The organism is Aureimonas phyllosphaerae, assembly GCF_900113065.1.
Taxonomy (GTDB): domain Bacteria; phylum Pseudomonadota; class Alphaproteobacteria; order Rhizobiales; family Rhizobiaceae; genus Aureimonas; species Aureimonas phyllosphaerae.
The window spans coordinates 1-5,037 of record NZ_FOOA01000049.1 but is presented as its reverse complement, the minus strand read 5'-3'; the positions used below and the strand labels follow the sequence as shown (position 1 = coordinate 5,037).

At 62.5% G+C, this 5,037-nt stretch carries 4 protein-coding genes; 2 read left to right on the top strand and 2 right to left on the bottom strand.

The features are described 5' to 3' along the window. Positions 1-73: 73 nt before the first annotated feature. Both BM175_RS22555 and BM175_RS22145 read right to left on the bottom strand, forming a co-directional pair. A complete protein-coding gene (locus BM175_RS22555) occupies positions 74-502 on the bottom strand; it encodes a hypothetical protein (protein WP_139224589.1) in 429 nt (142 codons plus the stop codon). Positions 503-654: 152 nt separating this feature from the next. Next, positions 655-1,209, bottom strand: coding sequence for a hypothetical protein (locus BM175_RS22145; protein WP_090966976.1), 555 nt, complete (start codon positions 1,207-1,209; stop codon positions 655-657). A gap of 300 nt (positions 1,210-1,509) precedes the next feature. On the opposite strand from BM175_RS22145, the gene BM175_RS22140 reads away from it, so the two are divergent. Next, the gene (locus BM175_RS22140; protein WP_175526981.1) at positions 1,510-4,461 is read left to right on the top strand and encodes a SwmB domain-containing protein; all 2,952 of its coding nucleotides are present in this window, start codon (positions 1,510-1,512) and stop codon (positions 4,459-4,461) included. Positions 4,462-4,670: 209 nt separating this feature from the next. Next, positions 4,671-5,037, top strand: a 367-nt coding sequence (locus tag BM175_RS22135; protein ID WP_139224774.1) for a PAS domain S-box protein, incomplete at its 3' end; no start/stop codon positions are given.

The window sequence follows — 5,037 nt, the reverse complement described above, 5'->3', positions numbered from 1 at the left end:
GAGCTGAGGCTGACGATCGTGTTGCCGAGCGTGAAAACCGGGCGGCAGTTTCCCGCCGTCCGGCCTGTAGACCTTAGTTCGCCGAGGGCATCGGCGCCCCGTTCGCCGCGGGCGGCGCCGGCGGCAGCGTGAGATCGGGAATGCGATCGGTCAGCGGCTTGGCCGCTGCGATGCAGGCGTCCATAGGCTCATCGCCGCAGTTGATCCGGATACCCGCATCGCGGCCGAGCCGGATTTCCACGCCCTTGCCCATCGGCGGCGGGGGTGGCGGTCCGCGGTGATCGCCGGGACGCGGCGCCTCGCCCGGAGGGGGCGGAGGCGGCAAGTCGGCCGGTGCGGGACGGGCGTTGCCGTCCGGTCCGGGCATGGCCGCAGCGGCCGGCTGTGGGGGCGGAGCATCGGGCGACGGCGCACTCTGCGCCGCCGCGAACGAGGTGAGCCCGACGGCAAAAGCCGTTGCGAGCAACGCTGATTTGATCATGAGATGTCGATCCTTGAGCAAGATGCTTCGATCCGGTGCCTTTCGGATCGGGCCTTGGGCCACGGCGCCGACCCAGTGCGGACGCCAAAGGGGCCGGAGTCTGCCCGGCGGTTTTGCCGGGCAGTTTGTGAAAGGGATTAATCCGACCCTGATAGGTCAGCGCGCGAAGGCGATCAGTTCGCCTTATCCGGCGCGTCCGGATCGGCAGGTCCCGCGTCGAGCGGACCATGCTTCGGCCCGTGATGGGGCGGGGGCGGCGGATCGAGTTCGTCGATACGCCGGTCGGCGTGCTGGATGGCGCTAGCATGGAGGAAGCCGACGCGGAAGCGGCCCTGCACCGTCACGGTCTCGCCAGCCGTTACCAGCTTGCCTCCCTCGCCGGCCCGGCCGGTCTCGACCAGCGCCTTGGCGGCGCCGTCACTCACCACGAACTTGTTGCCGTAGATCTCGGCCACCTGGCCGGCGATGCCGACCTCTGACGAGGATTCGAGATCGGAGATGGGCGTAACGGCAAGGCTGGTGTCGAACGTGGCCTCGGGATGCTGCGTCGCGCTCCAAGCGGCCGCGCCGCCGACAAAGCCGAGCGCCAGGACACCAAGGGCACCGGCACCCAGGATCGCGTTGCGCGAGGTCAGGCGCTGGCGGCCTGTGGTCGTCCCTGCTGCGTGGGGTGCAGCGGCAGCAGGCTTCGGGGTGGGCGTTTCGTTGAAGTCGTCGGTCATCGTCATCACCGCTCCTGTTTCGGCGATGACGGTTCTAGGCCCACGCAGCCCTCGGCACGCTGAACCGGTCCATTCAGATTCGGTTCACGTGGCCGTTCCCATTAGACCCGCCCGAAGAGGGCGAGCGGCCCAAGGAGCTTGGCGCGACGAAAGCGAGACATCGTCCCTGTCCCGTAGCAGGCGGATTACACCTACAAAATTATTCCTACACGATCTATCCATCCCATGAGTGTGCGCTACCGGCCATCACCAATCTCGGATACACGTCAGACGAGCGCACAGCACGCTCGGGTTGGGGAGAGAAGCATGGCAGGCAGTTTGGAGGGGATCTCCGTCAATGTGACGTTTGAGATTCAAGGCTTCTTCGAAAGTACCGTCCCCATCGCCTACAACTCCGTTGTTGTAGGCCCGGGGAATGAGCTCAGCGTCCCGATCTCATACCGCATCCTCTCCGACACGGACGGCGACGGCGACTTGGAGCCGGTTCAGGGGGACAATGGGCTTCTTCAGGGGACCGTAACTGTCGACATCTCTGGTAATCAGATCTTTGCGCAGTTTGAGGGAACTGCGCAGCCTGCCGGTTTCAAGATCAAGATTGCCGGTCTCTCCCCTGAGGGAGTAGCGCCAGGCACGATCGTTGAGAACGGCGAGATGTCCGGCGTCAACACGATCAACAATCCGGTCTACAATGCTACGACCAAAGAGCTGACACTAGACTGGTTTTTCAACGGGTTCCAACCCGGCACCATCGTCACGCAAACCGTCTTCTACGATAACCAACTCGATGATGCACCGCAGGCAGTGGACGACGCCTACGCTGTGACGGCGGGCGGAGCGTGGACGTCGAAAAACGTCCTAGCCAACGACATTGATCTCGACAATGGTGGGCCGCTCGGCGTCGTAGACGCCAACACAGTCACCGCCATCAACGGGTCGTCGTCCAGCATCGGAAACTGGGTCGACCTCGCAGGAGGTGGGCAGGCTCAGTTGGGGGCGAATGGAACCTTGCAGTTCCGTGACGACGGCGACTTCAAAGACCTGAACGCCGGTCAGACGCGTACAACGAGCTTCGAATACACCGTCACGGACTCGACCAGCCTGTCGGATACCGGAACGGTCACCATCACCGTGACCGGCGTGAACGACGCCCCAACGGCCATCAATGTCACCAATCAAGTGACCCTGGCGGAGAACACCGTGGCTCGTACCAAGGTTGCCGATCTGACAGTGGTCGATCCGGATACGTCGGGCAATAACAACGTCCTGTCGGTTAACGACAGCCGCTTCGAAATCGACGGCGGGAGCCTCTATCTGAAAGCCGGCCAAACTATCGACTTCGAGGCTGAGCCCTCGATCGGCTTGACCGTGACGGCGACGGACGGGAGCTTGTCGACGAGCCAAGCAGTTTCGGTCAGCGTCACCGATGTGAACGAAGCCCCTACTGCCGTCCTACTCACGGCGTCGTCGGGTGGGACGATTGCGGAGAATATCCCTGTCGGCGGTGGCCAAAAAGTTGCCGATATCGATGTGACGGACGATCAGCTTGGCACCAACACGTTGGCCCTGACTGGTTCGGATGCGGCGTCATTTGAAATCCGCGGCACCGAACTCTTCTTCGTCGGCGCATCTCCGGACTTCGAGACGAAATCGACCTACAGCGTTTCGGTCACGGTGGATGACCCTACCATTGGATCGGCCGTCGAACTCACGTCCAGCCCCTTCGTCCTGACCGTACTGGACGCTGATGAGATCCCGCCGCCACCTGCCGCCTTCGCGCTGGCTAGCGACACGGGCGCCAGCGCTTCAGATGGGATTACCCAAAACGGAACGATCAACGTCAGTCAGATCGAGCCCGGCGCAACGTGGAGCTACTCCACCGATAGCGGTCTGACCTACACCGCGGGCACCGGCACGAGCTTTACCCTTGCGTCCGGCACCTACATCGCGGGATCTGTCGTGGTCCGCCAGCAGGACGCAGCTGGCAACACCAGCACCTCCAGCTCCTCTGGTGCCATTACGGTCGATGCAACCAAGCCGATATTCGCATCGGCAGCCGTAAGCGGCGCGACTTTGGTCTTGACCTATGGCGAGACCCTGGACGCGACGAATGTGCCCACGCCCTCCGCCTTCGCGGTGGATGTTGCTGGCGGCGCGGTGTCAGTTTCATCCGTTGTCGTCGATGCAATGGCCAAAACGGTCAGTCTGACGTTGGGAAGTGCGGTCGCAAACGGTCAGGCTGTGACGGTGGCCTATACCGATCCGACCAACGGCGACGACACTAGCGCTATTCAGGACATTGCTGGCAACGACGCGCTGCCGTTTGCGGCCTTGAGCGTGGCCAACAACACGCCGGTTCCGCCCTCACCTCCGGTGGACAATCCGGTCACATCAACGCCAAACCCGGACGGTTCAACGAACATCTCGCTGACCCAGCCGCAGACACCCGAGCAGCTCGCGCAATTTGCGACGCCAGGCGTCGATAACGTCTCATCGCCCTTCTCGGTTACTCTGCCAGATGGGATCGAAAACGTGACCCTCACGGGCAATAGCAACATAAACGCGACCGGCAACAATGGTGCCAACGCCATTACTGGCAACGCCGGCAGCAACATCCTAGCAGGTGACGCGCCGCCGCCATCCAGTGCAGGAATGTCCGCGGCACCCGGGGTGGCAAGTAGTCGGGCAGTTGCCGCTGGCGGTAGCGACACCATTGCCGGTGGTGAAGGCGTCGATAGCATCAATGGCAACCAAGGTGCCGACGACCTGAATGGCAATCAGGGTGATGATCTGGTGCGAGGTGGTCGAGGCGACGACGTCGTCCAAGGTGGTCGCGACAACGATCAAGTCTTCGGCGACAACGGTTGGGATTGGGTGAACGGCAACAAAGGTGCCGATACCGTCAACGGCGGCAAGGGCGATGACACCGTTCATGGTGGGCAAGACGACGACGAGGTCCGCGGCGGTCAGGGCGACGACTTCGTGTTCGGGGATCTTGGCAACGACCAGATCTGGGGCGATCTTGGCAACGACACCTTGTCGGGCGGCGGTGGTGCGGACACGTTCCGTTTCGCGGCGAACTCCGGCAACGACATCATCGTGGATTTCGAACAGGCGGAAGGCGACCGGCTCGACTTCCAGAGTCAGACCTTCACGGTCTCGGAGGTTAACGGCTCGACGGTATTTGACCTGTCGGGCGGCGGCACGATCGTGCTGCAAGGCGTCAGCCCGGCAAGCCTCGGAGACTTCCTGATCGCCTGACGGTCAGGGCCCATCGTAGGAAAGGGCCCGTCCGGTTCGCCGCGGCGGGCTCTCTCATGCCTAGTGCAACATTTCGTTCCCGCTGTAGCGCGCTCGCTTTCGATCCACGTCGACGCTCGACTTAGTCTTCGAGGCAACCGCGACTGTAATCTTCAGTTGATCTTTACCCATTCTCGTCAATCTGACGTTGCGGAATAGGGCTGGGCTCGGTGTCGAAGATCAACGTGGATTCGCTCGCCGTTCCGGCATTCTCGGTGGCCATCACCGACGACGGCATTCTGCGCTACGATGGCATCAACGACATCCTGTGTCAGATCTCGGGCCTGACGAAGGAGATGTTCATCGGCAAGACGGCGGACGAGTTCATGTCGTTCGAAGGGGCTGAGGCCTGGGAGGCGAACTATCGGCGTTGCCTCGCCTCCGGTGTCATGGACGAGTACGAGGAACTGGCGGAAACACCCTCGGGACTTCGCTGGTGGCGTACGATCCTGTCTCCGGTCGTCGACGAGACGGGCAAGATTGTCCAGCTTCTCGGACTGGCCGCCGACATCAACGACCGGAAGCGGGCCGAGACCG